The following is a 16,610-nucleotide window of genomic DNA, read 5'->3' on the forward strand; positions in this document are numbered from 1 at the left end:
CGTCGTGGTGGCTACCAGCAGCGTGACGATCGTCGTGGCGGTTTCCGCGATGATCGCCGAAAGGATACTTCCTATAAGAGCTACTCGTCCACGGATGAGTACGTGTCGCCGAACGGAAACGAACCGACGATTCCTGCAGGTGTCAGCGCCGATGAACTTGATCGCGACGCTTCGCGCGCGCTGGCCACACTCTCCGGTCCTAACCGCGACATCGTCGCGCGTCACCTCGTGATGGCGGGGCAGCTGATCGATCTCGATCCGGAGGCTGCCTATCAACACGCACAGGCCGCGGTTTCCCGTGCTGGCCGCGTCGACGTTGTCCGTGAGGCAGCTGCTCTGACCGCTTATGCGTCCGGACGTTACGAGGAGGCGTTGCGAGAGGTCCGCGCGGTCCGTCGTATGCGCGGCGATTCATCGCTGCGCGCGGTTGAGGCAGATGCCGAGCGCGGTCTCGGCCATCCCGAGAAGGCCGTTGAGATTATCGACGCTACCGATGCCTCGTCCCTTGATCTTGCCGAGCAGGTTGAGCTCGTCCTCGTGTCCTCCGGTGCACGTGCGGATCTCGGACAGCCCGACGTGGGACTCGTGATCGTCGATGATGCTCTCGCAGCGTTGCCGTCGTCGGTTGATGACGAGCTGCGTTGTCGCCTCATGGAAGTGAAGGCCCAGCGTCTGACCGAGCTTGGCCGTGATGATGAGGCCGCTGAGGTCATCGCCTCTATGCCTGTGATTGCCGAAGACGCTGAGATCATCGACGTCGCGCTGTACCAGGATGCCGACGTTGACGGCAAGCGGTCGCCGCTGCGTGGCACTGGCAACGCCCTCGCCGAGGACTATGATTGCGCTCTTCTTGACCTTGATGGGACCGCATGGGCGGGGGACGAGCGTATTGAGCATGCTGCTGCGTCTGTCGTCGAGGCGCGTGAGCTTGGTATGGCTTCCGCGTTCGTCACCAACAATGCGATGCGTACTCCTGCGCAGGTGACGGAGAAGCTCAACAGCATGGACTTCGATGCGACGCCTGACATGGTGATGACGTCTGCGATGGATATCGCAGCGATCATGGCTGAGGAGCTTGAGGAAGGTTCGAAGGTTCTCGTGATCGGTGGCGCGGGCTTGCGTCTCGCGCTTGAAGAGCGCGGCTTCGTCCTCGTTGATAGCGCGGACGATGAGCCCGCTGCCGTCGTGCAGGGCCTCGACAAGGAAGTGAATTGGGCGCTGCTGTCCGAGGGCGCATTCGCAATCGAGCGTGGCGCAGCCTTCTACGCCTCCAACCTGGACGCGACGTTGCCCGTTGAACGTGGGCAAGCGCTTGGCAACGGTTCGCTCGTGCGTGCGATTCAGCATGCGACCCACAAGCGTCCCACTGCTGGCGGAAAGCCTGAGCCTGGTATCTACCGTCGTGGGAGCGAGCTCGTGGGTGCGCAGAACCCGCTCGCCGTGGGTGACCGCCTCGAGACCGACATCATGGGCGCGGTAGCCGCGGGCGTTCCCGCCATGCACGTCCTCACGGGTGTCCATATGGCCAGGGACGTCATCCGTGCACCGCGCGGCCAGCGCCCCAGCTACCTTGCCATCGACATGCGTGGCCTGCTGGAGGCTCACCCTGCACCCAAGCACCATCGCGACGGGACCTGGACCTGTGGTGTCTCCCAGGTCGCCAAGGCCACTCGCTCCGGCGTGCTCACGCTCGATGATGTCGAGCTGACCGAGCCCGTCACGATCAGCATTGACTCTTACCGTGCACTCGCCGCCGCTGCGTGGGAGTACGCGGACGGCGCAGGGGCCGCTCCTTCGTGCCCGGAGATTACCGTTGTTGGCAACGACGATCCTGCGGGTATCGTCACCGCTCCCGAGCCGACCGTGGCGCCCGCAGATGACGACGACTTCTTCGACGTCGCCGCGAACGCGGACAGCCTGCCGGAGCCAGGTGCGCAGACGCCGGCTCTCCTGCCCGGTGAAGAGGAGCTTGAGGAGCTCCTCGAAGCGACAGCGGATTTGGACGACGAGGCCTGATGGCCCTACGCGAACAGACGGAGGCTCGGCTCGTCGGGTTCGATGGCCTTCCAGCGTCGGAGCAAATTGCGACGCTGGAAGCCATTGAGTCCGATTTGCACCGGGCCTTGTCTGCCGATGTTCCCAGCGGCGTGGCCGTCCCTGGTGAACAGATGCGCGTCCACCATAAGGATCGGAGAGATACGTGAAGCTTCGCCGTATTGATTCTGAACTGGTCCGGCGTGGGCTTGCGAAGTCGCGATCTGTTGCTGCGCAGATGATCGAGGACGGACGTGTGAAGCTCGACGGTCAGGTTGTCGTCAAGCCGGCCCGTCAGATGGATCCTGCGCAGGCGATCGTCGTTGAGGAGTCAGATGACCCCGAGTACGTCTCGCGTGGCGCGCACAAGCTTGCAGGAGCCCTGGACGCGCTCGGTGATAATGCGCCGGTGATCGAAGGGCGCCGCGCGTTGGATGCGGGTGCCTCGACGGGCGGCTTCACCGACGTTTTGTTGCGTCGCGGCGCCGCCTCGGTCGTCGCTGTGGACGTGGGTTACGGTCAGCTGGCCTGGAAGCTGCAGTCTGATCCTCGCGTCGAGGTTCATGATCGGACGAACGTGCGTACCCTCGATCCTGCCTCGGTCGCACCTGCGCCCGAACTTGTCGTGGGGGATATGTCGTTCATTTCGCTGACCCTCGTGCTCCCCGCGCTGGTTGCAGCGGCCGCTCCTCACGCTGACTTCCTGTTAATGGTCAAGCCTCAGTTTGAGATCGGAAAAGACAGGCTTGGGCACGGGGGAGTGGTGCGCAACCCGGAGCATCACATTGAAACGGTCGACAAGGTTGCGCGATGCGCCATTGAGCTGGGTCTCGACATTGCAGCTATTGCCGCGTCGCCGCTTCCCGGCCCGAGCGGTAACGTCGAGTACTTCGTTCATATGCGGCGCGATTATCCAGAGCCCATCGATCCGTGCGAACTGACCGATTACATCCGTGCGGCTGTCGCTGCTGGTCCTGCTGGAGGCCACTCATGACCCGTGTATTGATGGTGCGCCATCGTCACCGCCCGAACGCAGTGACCAGTGCCGTGAGCTTGGCGGAGGCGCTCAGCGCGCGCGATATTGAGGTCGTCGAAGACGCATCTGGGGGCGGCATCGACATGGTTCTATCGATCGGCGGTGACGGAACATTTTTGGTGGCAGCGTCAAGCGCGCGTGCCCTCGACGTCCCCCTGCTGGGTATCAACGCTGGCCACATGGGTTTCTTGACGGAACTGGGTGATAAGGGGACCGGTGACCTTGCACGCAAGATTGCCGACGGAGATTTTTCGGTCGAACGTCGCATGACCCTGGATGTGACGATGGAGCGTCCCGACGGTTCCAAGGCTGACGACTGGGCGCTTAACGAAGCGGTCGTTATGCACACGGACGTCGCTCATCCCGTTCATTTTGCCCTCGTCGTCGATGGACAGGAAGTGTCGACGTACGGCGCCGATGGCATGATTTTGTCGACGCCGACCGGCTCAACTGCCTATTCTTTCTCCGCTGGCGGGCCCGTCGTGTGGCCGGATACGGAAGCAATCGTTGTCGCTCCGTTGGCGGCGCACGGGTTGTTCACGCGTCCGCTCGTCGTTGGCCCGTCGGCGTGTGTGGAGATCGTGGTCCTCGATGATATGTGGACTGCCCCGGAAATGTGGTGTGATGGCCTGCGCCGTATGACTGTCCCGGCCGGTGGCGTCGTGCGTGCACGCGTGGGATCGTCTCCTGTGCAGCTGGTGCGTGTGGACGATACGCCTTTTTCTGCGCGTCTCGTCCGTAAGTTCAATTTGCCGGTACGTGGATGGAGGGACGCTGCGCGGTGATTGAATCTCTCGATATTTCCAATCTGGGTGTCATTGCCAACGCGCACGTCGACTTTGGCCCTGGGCTCGTTGTTGTGACCGGTGAAACTGGTGCCGGTAAAACGATGGTGTTGTCGAGTCTGCAGCTTCTTCTCGGGGCTCGCGCTGACGCTGCGCTCGTGCGTAGCGGCACGGAACGTCTGTCGGTCGATGGCATTTTTTCGATCACGCCTGATATTGGGTCGCGCGTGGAGGATGCTGGTGGTCTCGTTGAAGGCGATGAGCTGATCGTTGGTCGGTCGGTTCGTGCGGCGGGGCGCTCGCGTGCGCACCTTGGTTCCCGTCCCGTTCCGGCTGCCGTATTGGCCGATATCGTCGGGTCGATGGTGACAATCCATGGTCAGTCGGATCAGATTCGGCTGACGGGGGAGGCCGCTCAACGACGTGCGCTGGATCAATTTGGTGGCAGCGAACATGGGGCTGTCCTGGAGGAGTATCGCGCAGCTTTTCGCGCAGCCGTTGATATCAAGCATCGCCTTGATTCCCTGCGTGGCGACGCGTCTGAGCGGGCCGAGGAGATCGACGATCTGCGTGCGGCTATCGATCAGATCGAGGCGCTTGATCCGCAGCCAGGCGAAGAAGAGGACCTGGTGCGAGAGGCCGCGCGCCTGACGAATGTTGAGGATCTTCGCGCCCTGATGGGGGCTTCTCTCGGTTATCTCAAGGGGGATGATCGCAGCGACTACGCGGGTGCGGTGGAGTCTGCGCGCAGTGCATACGCGCAGCTGGACGAGGCATCGCGCTTCGACGAGGCCGTGGCTGATTTCGTCGCCCGCGCCCGCAACCAGGCGCTCGAGTTGGATGCCCTCGCTGATGACGTGTCGTCCTATCTGAGCCGACTCGACGCGGATCCGCAGCGCCTGGCGCAGATTCATGCCCGTCGGGCTGCCATTAAAGATGCGTTGCGAGGCCGCGCGGCCGATGTCGAGGGCCTGCTCGCGTGGGTCCAAGAAGCGCGTGTTCGGCTCGCCGAGCTGTCGGCTCCGGCCTCGGACCCCGCCCTCGTTGAGCAAGAACTGCGCGCCGCGCAGGAACATGTGCTCGCATGCGGCTCCCGCCTGACGGCCGCACGCACCACGCTCGCGGCAGAGCTCGCCAGCGGCGTCAACGATGAGCTACATGCCCTGTCGATGCCCGACGCCACGCTCCACATTGACCTCGATGCAACCAAGCCGACGTCCCACGGGTGTGAGACCGTCGTCTTCCGCCTGCAGCCGCACCCGCATGCTCCTGCGCGTCCCCTCGGTCAGGGTGCCTCCGGCGGCGAACTCTCGCGCGTGATGCTCGCCCTCGAGCTGATGCTCGGGCGCACCGAGGCTTCCTCCACGTTTATTTTCGACGAGATCGATGCGGGCATCGGCGGGCAGACCGCAACGGAGGTCGGCGCACGCTTGAAGAGACTCGCTGCGTCGCGCCAGGTCATCGTCGTGACGCACTTGGCCCAGGTCGCCGCTTTCGGGGACCAGCATCTCGTCATCGAGAAAAACGACGGGACGACGCAGGTTCGTGAAGTGCGAGGGGAGGCGCGCGAAGCCGAACTGACGCGCATGATGGGTGGGGATCCGCACTCGGCTGCGGCGCGCCGCCACGCTTCGCAAGTCTTGGCTTCCGCCGTGTCACAATCGCAGGGATGAGTGAAACACTTTCAAAGGAATCGAAGGGCCAGGTGGGGCGTGTACGCGTCGACGACCGTCCCAAGCACCTGGCAACGCGCCTCGAGCGTGGAGAGATCGCCGTTATCAACGTCGCGGACTTGGACCGCGAAAGCGCAGCTGCGCTGGTTGAAGCCGCGCCTATCGCGGTCCTCAACGCGCAGCCTTCGCTGACGGGTCGAGCCGCAGCTCTCGGTCCGCGCCTCATTCTCGACGCCGGTATCACGCTCGTTGATGACCTTGGCCAAGACATCATGTCGCTGCGCGAGGGACAGGAAGTCGCTGTCACGGGCGGCAAGGTCCTCGTTGATGGCGGCATCATTGCGACCGGTCGGGCGGTGTCAGCGCAGGACCTGGACGTTGAGGTCGCCGACTCGGCCACTTTATTCGCCGGGTTTGAAGGATCTGTCGAAGACTACCTGGCCAAGGACGGTGCGACCGTTCTGCGTGGTGAGGGAGTGCCTTCTATTGATGGCCTCGGCAAGCGTACGATTCTGCTGGTGAGCGCCGCGAGCGAAGCGGCGAGCGATTGTCGCGCGCTCGCCCGGTGGCGTTCGGAGGCCGCTCCCTTCGTCATCGCTGTCGATGGGGGAGCGGACGTTGCGCTCAAAGCCCATCTCACCCTTGACCTCGTTGTGGGTGACGCGGATTTGATGAGTGAGAAGGCCATTCGCCGTGCACGTGCCTTTATCGTGCGGGTCGGCGGCGACGGTCTCGCACCTGGCGCCCAGCGGCTGGATCGTATGGGTATCGTCTACGAGCGTGTGGCCATGGCCGGTACGTCTCTTGACGCGGCCCTCGTTGTTGCCGCTCACTCAGGGGCGACCGCGGTTGTCACCGCTGGCGTTTCCTACGGGGAGGCTGAGCTTGTGGACGCAGGACGTGCGCTCGTTGCCCCTGCTTTCTTCTCTCGGCTTGCGGTTGGTTCGCGACTTATTGGCGCGCAGGCAGTTGCGGCCACGTTCCGCCCGCGTCCTCGCGGCTGGACCCTCGTTCTTCTCGCCCTTGTCGCTCTTGGACTGATGGGCGTCGCACTGTGGTCGACCCCGTGGGGAAATGACCTGTTGCACCCGATTACCTCTTTCTTCGTCTCGCTGATGCATTCTGCTGGAGGAACCCAATGATTAACTTTCGCTATCACGTTGTCTCGATCATCGGGATCTTCATCGCCCTCGCCGTCGGAGTCGTCCTGGGTGCTGGCCCGCTACAGAGCCGCATCCACGCGGGGGTAAACGCGTCGTCGACTTCCACCGCGACCGATCCCCAGCTGAGCGCGCAGGCAGAAGCCGAGGCGGCGGGCCTGAAAGCCCTCGCTTCCTCGACGCTTACGGGTTCGCTGACCGGTGCTAAGGTCGCGCTTGTCGTGCTCCCCGGTGCGTCGGACGATGACGTGACTGCTCTCCGTTCGACGCTGACCGACGCCGGTGCAAGCGTCGTCGGCCGCGTGACGCTGAGCGACAACTGGCAGTCCACGTCCATGAGCCAGTACCGCACGACTCTGTCGACGACGCTCGCCTCACATCTGAGCTCCGGTGCGGCCAAGACGGCTAGTGCAGATGGCGTGGTCGGCTACTCGATCGTTCAGGTACTCACCTCGACCGGTTCCGAGACTGACCTGCTGCGGCAGATCCTGACGGACGCGTCTACCCCGATCATGACGATCGACGAAGATCCGGCTGGCGCCGCTACCACTATCGTTGCTGTCGGACCGCGCGCCCAGGCCGTCGCCTCGAATGGCGCGAGCCCTGCCGCAGTTTCCGCCAGCTCCGATGCCTGGGTTGGTTTGGCCCAGGCCGTCGGTTCGACGTCCGGTGTTCTCGTGGGTGATGCCTCGACACGTGACGCGATGATCACTTCTGTGCGCGCGAGCGGCACCGCGGTGACGACCGTGGATTCGGTCGGTACGACGCTGGCCGCCGTCGATACGGCGCTCGCCCTGTCCACGCCCGCCACCGGTGCCCGCGCCTTCGGTGTGGGTAACGGAGCACAGTCTGTCATTCCCAGCGCCAAGTAAACCGCGTTAAGACGCAATTTTGCTCGTCGGCCCCCGGTGATCTGCCCTGATCCCGGGGGCCGATTCATGCCAGGAGTGTTAGGCTGAAGTTCCATGGTGAGTACTTCAATGCGCACGGCGCGTGCGGAAAATTCCATGACCAAGCATATTTTTGTCACGGGTGGCGTTGTGTCCTCGTTGGGCAAGGGCCTGACCGCCTCCAGCTTGGGTCGGTTGCTTCGCTCCCGGGGACTGCATGTGGTCATGCAAAAGCTCGATCCCTACATCAATGTCGATCCCGGCACGATGAATCCCTTCCAGCACGGCGAGGTTTTCGTGACGGAGGATGGCGCGGAAACCGATCTTGATATCGGCCACTACGAACGCTTCTTGGATGTGAACCTGTCGGGCGCTGCAAATGCGACGACAGGCCAGGTGTACTCCACGGTTATCGCTAAGGAACGCCGCGGCGAGTATCTGGGCGATACCGTTCAGGTTATTCCGCATATTACTGACGAGATTAAGAATGTGATGCGTCGCCAGGCGCAGCCCGACGAGAACGGCAATCGCCCCGACGTCATCATCACCGAAATTGGCGGCACGGTTGGTGACATCGAATCGCAGCCTTTCCTCGAGGCAGCCCGTCAGGTGCGCCACGACCTCGGACGCTCGAACGTCGCCTTTGTGCACGTGTCGCTCATTCCGTTCTTGCCTGCGGCCGGTGAACTCAAGACGAAGCCGACGCAGCACTCCGTGAGTGCGCTGCGGTCGATTGGTATCGCGCCGGACGCGCTGGTGCTGCGCACTGATCGCGCGCTGCCCGAAGGGATCAAGTCGAAGGTTGCACTCATGTGCGACGTTGACCGCGACGCGGTTATCGAGTGTGCCGACGTGCCTTCGATCTACAACGTGCCGCTGACGCTGCATCGCGAGGGCCTCGACGCCTACCTTGTCCAGCGACTCGGACTGTCCTTCCGCGATGTGGACTGGAAGGAATGGAAGGAACTGCTGGAGCGCGTTCATTCCCCGAAGCACCGCCTCGAGGTTGCCCTCGTCGGTAAGTACATTGACCTGCACGACGCCTATCTGTCGGTGTCTGAGGCGATCAAGCACGGCGGCTTCGCGAACAACGCGCGGGTCGATATCCGTTGGGTCGCATCGGATACGTGCGAGACGCCCGAAGGGGCTGCGCGTGAGCTCGCCGGTGTGGATGCAATCGTCGTTCCCGGTGGATTCGGTATTCGTGGCATTGAAGGCAAGCTCGGTGCGCTGCGCTGGGCGCGCGAGCATCGTGTCCCGACCCTGGGCCTGTGCCTGGGACTGCAGTGCATGGTGATCGAGGCTGCCCGTCACCTCGCCGGTATTCCGGGAGCTTCGTCGACTGAGATGGACCCCGATACGACCGAACCCGTCATCCACACGATGGCTGACCAGCACGAATTCGTCGATGGGGGTGGCGATATGGGTGGCACGATGCGTCTCGGCGCATACCCCGCTCGCCTCGTCCCGAATTCGATTGTCGCCACCGCGTATGGAACGACCGAGGTGAGCGAGAGGCACCGTCACCGTTACGAGGTCAACAATGCCTACCGCGACCGCCTCGAAGCGGCGGGCTTGAAGATTTCCGGCACCTCTCCGGATGGTTCGCTTGTTGAGTTCGTCGAGCTTGATTCGGCTGTGCACCCCTACTATGTTGCAACGCAGGCGCATCCGGAGTTCAAGAGTCGTCCGACGCGCCCGCACCCGCTGTTCGCGGGACTGATTGAAGCTGCGTTGAAGCGTCACGTGGGACGTTACTCTTCGCGCTCTGACGAAAAGGAATGAGAGACGATATGCATTTTCTGTCGAGCGACCAGGTCCGGGCGATCGCGGATCAGCCGAGCCCTCACGAGGTTGCTGCGAGCGATGTCGTGTGGAGCGGCCGTATCGTCGACATGGTCGAAGATCATGTCGTTGTCGTGAAGGGGCAGGACCCGGTGGTGCGTCAGTACACCCGTCATCCGGGTGCTGTGGCCGTCGTGGCGATGCGCGGCGAGGCGGGGGCTGAGGAGATCCTCATGGAACGCCAGTACCGTCATCCGGTGCAGGCCAATCTGTGGGAGATTCCCGCTGGCCTCCTCGATATTCCTGGCGAAGATCCGCTGATTGCCGCCGAGCGTGAGCTCGCGGAAGAGACCGACATGAAGGCTGGCCGATGGGAGGTCCTCGTCGATTTCTTGACGTCGCCCGGCGGCACGAATGAGCCTCTGCGTGTTTTCCTCGCTCGAGAGCTCGCCGAGACCGGTACCGTGTTCGAGCGCGAGGACGAGGAGGCGACGATGCAGTATGCGTGGGTCCCGCTGGACCAGGCTCTCGACATGGTGCTCGCGGGCCGCCTGCATAGCCCTTCTGCCGTCATCGGTATCCTCGCGGCGCATGCAGCTCGCGGTCGCAATTGGGAGGGATTGAGGGCCGCCGATGCTCCGTGGATGCGGTAGCTAACGGGCCCTGGGCCCTAAGTCCCTCGACTTGTGGGCTGTCCGACACTCCGATCCGCTTTTCGCAACGCCGATTTATCTAAATTGGCGTACACTCGTTTCCAGAGAAAAGCACACGGAGACGCACGCGTGAAGCGTCGGAGCGGGGGACAGGTGGCAGAGGAATCAGACGCCACAACCCGACAGCAGGTGCTCGATCTCATCGTCGAAAAGGGGCCGGTCACGGCCTCGTCAATTGCGAAGGTCTTAGGGCTGACAACCGCTGCCGTTCGGCGCCACATCACGTTGTTGCTCGAATCCAAAGAGATCGCGGAACACGAGCCAGGCGCACCGTCCAAGCGAGGACGGGGACGTCCCGCCCGGCATTACGTCGCAACGGAACGTGCTCACGTCCACCTGGCTGACGGTTACTCAGACCTTGCTACCAAAGCGCTGGGATATCTTGGGCAGCTCGGGGGAGAGGAAGCAGTCGAATCGTTCGCTGCGGCACGTTCGCGCGAGATCGAACGGCGATACGCCCCGATCGTGCGCGATGCCGGGACGGATCCTCGCGTGCGTGCGCAGGCCCTCGCTGACGCCTTGACGCAAGACGGCTATGCCGCGACCGTGCGCGATATTGGTGGAGGCACGCTTGCCGTCCAACTCTGCCAAGGCCATTGCCCCATCCAAAACGTTGCGGGCGACTTCCCGCAGTTGTGTGACGCCGAGACAATCGCTTTTGGCAAGCTCCTCGACGTCCATGTCCAAAGACTTTCCACGCTCGCAGGCGGTGGACACGTGTGCACGACCCACATTCCCGTGGGTATGCCCGTGATTCGCCCCGGAGCGCGGAACGTGCGACGCAAGTAGCACACAGGTAAGAACGAGAGGTTGATACAACAATGACGCAGGCACCCGCCTCGGGCGCTGAGGATCGTCGTATGACCGATGATGAGATCATCGAGTCGATCGGCGGTTATGAGTACGGTTGGCACGACTCCGACGACTACTCCAAGGACGTCCCCACCGGCATTAACGAAGAAATAGTCCGCTTTATCTCGGACGTGAAGGACGAGCCGCAGTGGATGCGTGAACGTCGACTGAAGGCGCTTGAGCTCTTTGAGCGCAAGCCGATGCCCGCGTGGGGGCCGGATCTGTCCCACGTGGATTTCGATGCGTTCAAGTACTACGTGCGCCCCACTGATCGCCAGGTCAATGACTGGGAAGATCTCCCCGAAGAAATCCGTGACACCTACGATCGCCTCGGTATCCCGGAGGCCGAGAAGTCGCGTCTGGTGTCGGGCGTTGCTGCGCAGTACGAGTCCGAGGTTGTGTACCAGCAGATCCAGGAGGACCTGGAGCGCCAGGGCGTCATCTTTACCGACACGGACACGGGCCTGCGCGAACACCCCGAGATCTTCGAGGAGTACTTCGGCAAGTGTGTGCCCGCGGGCGACAATAAGTTCTCCGCGCTGAACACGGCCGCCTGGTCCGGTGGCTCGTTCGTGTACGTTCCCAAGGGCGTGCACGTGACCATTCCGTTGCAGGCGTACTTCCGCATTAATACCTCGGCGATGGGGCAGTTCGAGCGCACGCTCATCATTGCCGACGAGGGCTCCTACGTGCACTACGTGGAGGGCTGCACCGCCCCGATTTACGATGAGAACTCGCTGCACTCCGGTGTCATCGAGATCTTCGTGAAGAAGGACGCGCGCGTGCGTTACACGACCATTCAGAACTGGTCGACGAACGTTCTCAACCTGGTGACTCAGCGTGCCATCGTCGAAGAAGGCGGAACCATGGAATGGGTCGACGGCAACATGGGTGCCGCGATCACCATGAAGTACCCCGCCTGCTTCCTGATGGGCGAACACGCCCGCGGCGAAACGCTGTCCATCGGCTTTGCCGGCCCCGGCCAGCAGCAGGACACCGGCGCGAAGATGGTGCATATGGCACCCCACACCTCGTCATCGATCGTGTCGAAGTCCGTGTCGCGTGGCGGTGGCCGCACGTCCTACCGTGGCCTCGTCCAGGTCAACGCACGTGCACGCCACTCCAAGTCGAACGTCCTGTGCGACGCCCTGCTCGTGGACAAGATCTCGCGTACCGACACGTACCCGTACGTGGACGTGCGTACGGACGATGTCGAGATGGGACACGAGGCGACCGTGACCAAGGTGAGCGCCGATCAGCTGTTCTACCTGATGAGCCGAGGCCTCGACGAGAACGAGGCCATGGCGACGATCGTGCGTGGCTTCGTTGAGCCGATCGCTAAGGAGCTGCCGATGGAGTATGCCCTCGAGCTCAACCGCCTCATTGAACTGCAGATGGAAGGATCCGTCGGCTGATGACGACCCCCAACACTATTGTCGAGACCATGAACAAGGCCCACTCGCACGGGGCTGACGCCGAGAGGGCACACCCGTCGCGCGCGGATCGTCCCACCTCGTTCAACCTGAACGACATTCCCGCCCCTCACGGACGCGAGGAAGACTGGCGTTTCACCCCGATGCGCCGCATCGAGCGCCTCTTTGAGCCGGCGAACTACGACGCAGGCGACGCGCCCGTTGCGGTTGACGCTCCTGATTCCGTTCTCGTCGAGTCGGTGTCGCGCGATGACTTGCGCCTCGGAACCGTGCTCGCGCCCGGCGACCGTACTGCGGTCGTCGCGTGGAACGGTTTCGAGCGTGCGACCGTCGTCGAGATCCCGGCCGAGGCCGAGCTCGACGCCCCCGTGCGCATCAACGTCGCAGGCGTCGAAGGCACCCGTGCACAGCACCTCGTGATTCGCGCAGGCGCTTTCTCCAAGGCGACGGTGATCCTCTCGCACAGCGGTTCCGCGCAGGCTGCGCTCAACCAGACGGTCGAGGTCGAAACGGGCGACAGCGCGAACCTGACCGTCGTGTCGCTGCAGGAATGGGACGACACCGTCTTGCACGCCTCGAACCAGCGCCTGGCATTGGGACGTGACTCCAAGCTGACCCACATCGTCGTCACCTTCGGCGGCGACCTCGTGCGTCTGTGCGCGGACACCGACTTCCGCGGTCCGGGCGCCGAGCTCAACATGCTGGGCATCTACTTCGTGGACGGCGGCCAGCATCTCGAGCACCGTGTCTTCGTGGACCACTCGCAGCCGAAGTGCTTCTCGCGCGTCACCTACAAGGGCGCCCTGCAGGGGAAGGACGCGCACTCGGTGTGGATCGGTGACTGCCTGATCCGCGAGGCCGCAGACGGTACGGACACGTACGAGTTGAACCGCAACCTGGTGCTCACCGAGGGTGCCAAGGCCGATTCCGTACCCAACCTCGAGATCGAGAACGGCGAGATCGAAGGCGCCGGACACGCCTCTGCGACCGGTCGTTTCGACGACGAGCAGCTGTTCTACCTGATGAGCCGTGGTGTTCCTGAGCACGAGGCACGCCGCCTGGTCGTGCGCGGCTTCTTCGCCGAACTGATCAACCAGATCGGCGTCCCCGAGGTGGTCGACCACCTCATGGCAACCGTCGAGGCCGAGCTGGCCAAGTCCCGTAACAACTGAGCTGTAAGGAATACATATGTCGACTCTGCGTATTAAGGATCTGCACGTCTCCGTCGAGACCGCCGAAGGCCCCAAGGAGATCCTCAAGGGCGTCAACCTGACGATCAACTCCGGCGAAATCCACGCCATCATGGGCCCCAACGGCTCCGGTAAGTCCACCATGGCCTATGCGCTCGCCGGTCACCCCGACTACGAGATCACCTCGGGTGAGGCCTGGCTCGACGATCAGCTCATCACCGAGATGAGCGTCGATGAGCGCGCCAAGGCGGGCCTGTTCCTCGCCATGCAGTACCCCGTCGAGGTAGCTGGTGTGTCCGTCTCGAACTTCCTGCGCACCGCGAAGACCGCGATCGACGGCCAGGCACCCGCCCTGCGCTCGTGGGTCAAGGAAATGAAGACCTCCATGGAGAACCTGCGCATGGACCCCGACTTCGCCGAGCGCGATGTCAACGTCGGCTTCTCGGGCGGCGAGAAGAAGCGCCTCGAGATCCTCCAGATGGAGCTCCTGAAGCCCTCGTTCGCTGTCCTCGACGAGACCGACTCCGGCCTCGACGTCGACGCCCTGCGCATCGTGTCCGAGGGCGTCAACCGCGTCCACGGCGAGACCGGCTGCGGCGTCATGCTCATCACGCACTACACCCGCATCCTGCGCTACATCAAGCCCAGCCACGTTCACGTTTTCGTCGACGGCCACGTCGCCGCTCAGGGTGGTCCCGAGCTGGCTGACGAGCTCGAAGAAAACGGCTACGACAAGTACCTGGGTCTCTGATCGCCGTGTCGCGAGACTTTACCGCCGCCGAGCTCGACGCGATTCGTTCGGATTTTCCGATTCTGAGTCGCGTCGGGCGCGGCGGCGCGCCCATTGCGTACCTGGATGCCTCCGCGACATCCCAGAAGCCCGCATGCGTCATCGACGCCGAGGCGGACTTCTATCGCCGCAGTAATGGTGCGGTCCACCGGGGCACGCACCTGCTTGGCGACGAAGCGACCGACGCATTTGAGAGTGCGCGCGGTGCTCTGGCCTCGTTCGTCGGTGTATCGGCTGACGAAATCGTCTGGACGAAGAACGCGACCGAGGCGATCAATCTGGTCGCTCTCTCGATGGGTAATGCTTCTCAGGGCATGGGCGGCGCTGAATCGGCGTCGCTGCGCGTGGGACCCGGCGATCGTATCGTCTGCACGCGCGCCGAGCACCACGCGAACATCGTCCCATGGCAGCAGCTATGCCAGCGTACGGGCGCCGAGCTCGCCTGGCTCGACCTGACACCGGACGGTCGCATTGACCTGGAGACGCTCTCGGTCATCACACCGAACACTCGTCTCGTCGCATTCACCCACGTGTCTAACGTGACCGGCGCCGTTTCACCCGTCGCGGCCGTGAGCGCGGCGGCCCGTGCCGTCGGCGCGCTCGTCCTCCTCGATACCTGTCAGTCCAGCGCGCACATGGCGCTGAACCTCTCAGAGCTCGACGTTGACTTCGCGGTGTTCTCCTCGCACAAGATGCTCGGCCCCACGGGTGCCGGTGCACTGTGGGGACGTCGGTCGCTCCTCGCGGCGATGCCACCTGTCCTCACCGGTGGCTCCATGATCGAATGGGTCACCATGGAGGAATCTACCTTCATGGCACCGCCCGAGCGTTTTGAAGCAGGCTCGCAGCCCGTCGCTCAGATCGCAGCCTGGTCGCAGGCGCTGCGCTACATGTCGGCGCTCGGTATGGATCGCGTGGAAGCACACGAACACGCGCTCACGTCCATGATGCTCGACGGCATCTCGTCGATCGATGGCATCAGGGTTCTCGGCCCCGACTCGGACGTTGATCGCATCGGTGTCGTTGCCTTCGCCGTGGACGGCGTGCACCCCCACGACGTGGGTCAGTTCATGGACTCGGTGGATGTCGCCGTCCGAGTCGGGCACCACTGTGCGATCCCACTGCATACGTTCTTCCAGGTGCGTTCCTCCGCACGTGCGTCAGTTGCCCCGACGACTACCGCCGAGGAAATTGAACGCCTCGTTGACGGACTGTCGAAGGTGCGCAGCTTCTTCGGTTAGTAGAATTGCACGTGATCGCTGGGTATGAAAGGAAACCATGGGCAGTCTTGAACAGTTGTATCAGCAGGTCATCCTGGATCACGCTCGTGAAAAGCACGGCGCAGGTGACCCGTCGGGCATGGACGCATCGTCCCACCAGGTCAATCCCACCTGCGGTGACGAGGTCACGCTGGGCGTGTCGCTCGATGGTGATCATCTCGCCTCCCTCCAGTGGGAAGGCGATGGCTGCTCGATCTCGCGCGCATCGCTGTCCATGATGACCGACCTGACCCAGGGAAAGTCCGCCGAGGAAATCGGTCGTCTCTACCGAGACATGGAAGTCATGATGCATTCGCATAATCTTGGCGTCGACGATGAGATTCTCGACGACCTCGGTGACGCAGCCGCTCTGGAATCCACCTCCCAATTCGCCAATCGCGTCAAGTGTGCGCTCCTGGGGTGGTATGCGCTCCGCGATGCCATGGCCAAGTCCGGCATCGATATCTCCACCGCGGGCGAGCCCGCCGATCAGTAAAGGAACAGGAATGAGTAACCCGATGGCTCAGTCTGAGCCGGTCGAGCAGCGCTTCGGCGCGCCCGCTCAGGCGCAAGCTCCTAGCGCCGAGGTGCCCACCCGCCAGATCGACGGCACCGACGTCATCGAGCAGGGCACGCTGGCAGCCGAAAATGTGCTGGAGGCCCTCAAGGACGTCATCGATCCCGAACTGGGCATCAACATTGTCGATCTTGGCCTGGTGTACGGCGTCGTGATCGGCTCTGAAAACCAGGTTCGCCTCGACATGACGTTGACGTCGGCTGCCTGCCCGCTGACTGACGTGATCGAGCGCCAGGCGCAGACAATCCTGTCGGCAGTGACCGACGACGTTCAGATCAACTGGGTCTGGATGCCGCCGTGGGGCCCGGATCGCATCACGCCCGACGGCCGTGAGCAGCTGCGAGCGATCGGCTTCAACGTCTGAGCGCTACGTGAAGCAAATCCCCCGGGAGCATAGGTTCCCGGGGGATTTGTCGTTGTGGCGGGAGAAACG

The 16,610-nt window shown here is 63.1% G+C and carries 15 protein-coding genes; all 15 read left to right on the forward strand.

Features of this window, described 5'->3' with window-relative positions; all coding sequences use genetic code 11:
* A partial coding sequence (locus HMPREF1478_RS08125; RefSeq protein ID WP_016461592.1) for an HAD-IIA family hydrolase occupies positions 1–2,016 on the forward strand: 2,016 nt, incomplete at its 5' end.
* A gap of 184 nt (positions 2,017–2,200) precedes the next feature.
* Positions 2,201–3,028: a TlyA family RNA methyltransferase gene (locus HMPREF1478_RS08135; RefSeq protein ID WP_016461593.1), complete on the forward strand. Its 828-nt coding sequence runs from the start codon at positions 2,201–2,203 to the stop codon at positions 3,026–3,028.
* Entirely contained in the window at positions 3,025–3,855 is an 831-nt protein-coding gene (locus tag HMPREF1478_RS08140; protein WP_016461594.1) for an NAD(+)/NADH kinase, read from the forward strand. The genes HMPREF1478_RS08135 and HMPREF1478_RS08140 overlap by 4 nt, the downstream gene beginning before the upstream one ends.
* Positions 3,852–5,528, forward strand: coding sequence for a DNA repair protein RecN (recN, locus tag HMPREF1478_RS08145; protein ID WP_016461595.1), 1,677 nt, complete (start codon positions 3,852–3,854; stop codon positions 5,526–5,528). Before HMPREF1478_RS08140 ends, recN begins: the two co-directional genes overlap by 4 nt.
* Entirely contained in the window at positions 5,525–6,670 is a 1,146-nt protein-coding gene (gene steA / locus HMPREF1478_RS08150; protein WP_016461596.1) for a putative cytokinetic ring protein SteA, read from the forward strand. The genes recN and steA overlap by 4 nt, the downstream gene beginning before the upstream one ends.
* Complete coding sequence (locus HMPREF1478_RS08155; protein ID WP_016461597.1) at positions 6,667–7,560, forward strand: copper transporter; 894 nt, start codon at positions 6,667–6,669, stop codon at positions 7,558–7,560. Before steA ends, HMPREF1478_RS08155 begins: the two co-directional genes overlap by 4 nt.
* A 135-nt stretch (positions 7,561–7,695) precedes the next feature.
* The gene (gene pyrG / locus HMPREF1478_RS08160; protein WP_167507298.1) at positions 7,696–9,363 is read left to right on the forward strand and encodes a CTP synthase; all 1,668 of its coding nucleotides are present in this window, start codon (positions 7,696–7,698) and stop codon (positions 9,361–9,363) included.
* A gap of 8 nt (positions 9,364–9,371) precedes the next feature.
* Entirely contained in the window at positions 9,372–10,016 is a 645-nt protein-coding gene (locus tag HMPREF1478_RS08165; RefSeq protein ID WP_016461599.1) for an NUDIX domain-containing protein, read from the forward strand.
* Between the two features lie 153 nt (positions 10,017–10,169).
* A complete protein-coding gene (locus HMPREF1478_RS08170) occupies positions 10,170–10,865 on the forward strand; it encodes a helix-turn-helix transcriptional regulator (protein WP_034475649.1) in 696 nt (231 codons plus the stop codon).
* 32 nt (positions 10,866–10,897) lie between these two features.
* Positions 10,898–12,343, forward strand: a complete 1,446-nt coding sequence (sufB, locus tag HMPREF1478_RS08175) for a Fe-S cluster assembly protein SufB (protein WP_016461601.1) — start codon at positions 10,898–10,900, stop codon at positions 12,341–12,343.
* The gene (sufD, locus tag HMPREF1478_RS08180) at positions 12,343–13,533 is read left to right on the forward strand and encodes a Fe-S cluster assembly protein SufD (RefSeq protein WP_016461602.1); all 1,191 of its coding nucleotides are present in this window, start codon (positions 12,343–12,345) and stop codon (positions 13,531–13,533) included. Before sufB ends, sufD begins: the two co-directional genes overlap by 1 nt.
* Positions 13,534–13,549: 16 nt before the next feature.
* Positions 13,550–14,302, forward strand: a complete 753-nt coding sequence (gene sufC, locus HMPREF1478_RS08185; RefSeq protein ID WP_016461603.1) for a Fe-S cluster assembly ATPase SufC — start codon at positions 13,550–13,552, stop codon at positions 14,300–14,302.
* A 5-nt stretch (positions 14,303–14,307) separates the two neighbouring features.
* On the forward strand, positions 14,308–15,582 hold the full coding sequence (locus HMPREF1478_RS08190) for a SufS family cysteine desulfurase (protein WP_016461604.1): 1,275 nt from the start codon (positions 14,308–14,310) through the stop codon (positions 15,580–15,582).
* Positions 15,583–15,619: 37 nt separating this feature from the next.
* Positions 15,620–16,096, forward strand: coding sequence for a Fe-S cluster assembly sulfur transfer protein SufU (sufU, locus tag HMPREF1478_RS08195; RefSeq protein WP_016461605.1), 477 nt, complete (start codon positions 15,620–15,622; stop codon positions 16,094–16,096).
* A gap of 10 nt (positions 16,097–16,106) precedes the next feature.
* Complete coding sequence (locus tag HMPREF1478_RS08200) at positions 16,107–16,541, forward strand: metal-sulfur cluster assembly factor (protein WP_016461606.1); 435 nt, start codon at positions 16,107–16,109, stop codon at positions 16,539–16,541.
* Positions 16,542–16,610: the final 69 nt, after the last annotated feature.

The sequence above is a fragment of the Actinomyces sp. HPA0247 genome (genome assembly GCA_000411415.1).
Classification (GTDB): domain Bacteria; phylum Actinomycetota; class Actinomycetes; order Actinomycetales; family Actinomycetaceae; genus Pauljensenia.